The sequence below is a fragment of the Aeromonas sp. ASNIH8 genome (assembly GCF_002919855.1).
Classification (GTDB): Bacteria; Pseudomonadota; Gammaproteobacteria; order Enterobacterales; family Aeromonadaceae; genus Aeromonas; species Aeromonas caviae.
The window spans coordinates 1-638 of sequence record NZ_PQLN01000270.1 but is presented as its reverse complement, the minus strand read 5'-3'; the positions used below and the strand labels follow the sequence as shown (position 1 = coordinate 638).

The following is a 638-nucleotide window of genomic DNA, read 5'->3' as shown; positions in this document are numbered from 1 at the left end:
TTATGTCTGGAATCACGGGCTGGCAGAGACAAAGCGCATTCTGGATGCTGGCGAAAAACTACCTTCTGCCTTTGAGCTGAACCGGATGCTCACCAGTTGGAAGAAAGACCCAGAAATGGCCTTTCTGGCCGAGGCATATACCGACAACCTCCAGCAGAAGCTCAAGGATTTGCATGGCGCGTGGATGCGCTGCTTTGATAAGAAACTCGCCGCCAAGGCACCCGTATTCAAGAAAAAAAGCGACAACCGCGACGCTATCCGGTTCGTCAACTTCGACAAGTATTGCCGCCTTGAAAAGGGTCGCGTGAAGCTGCCTGCCGGGCTGGCGTGGGTCAAGTTCCGTCAGTCCCAGCCAGTTGAAGGGAAAATTAAAAACGCGACCGTCAGCCAAGCAGCCGGGCACTGGTATATCTCCTTTCAGGTCGAGCAGGAGACGCTTGAGCCAATTCACCCCTCCGGCTCAATGGTCGGGCTAGATGCGGGGATCGCCAAGCTCGCAACCCTGTCAGACGGCACGGTGTTTGAGCCCGTCAACAGCTTCAAAACCAATCAGACCAAGCTGGCAAGGCTCCAACGCCAGTTGAGCAAAAAGGTAAAGTTCAGCAGCAACTGGAAGAAACAAAAAGCCAAGATCCAGC

The 638-nt window shown here is 54.1% G+C and carries 1 protein-coding gene; it reads left to right on the top strand.

Features of this window, described 5'->3' with window-relative positions; translation table 11 throughout:
* Positions 1-638 (top strand): RNA-guided endonuclease TnpB family protein (locus C3418_RS23860; RefSeq protein ID WP_146054168.1); only part of this gene is annotated, 638 nt, incomplete at both ends.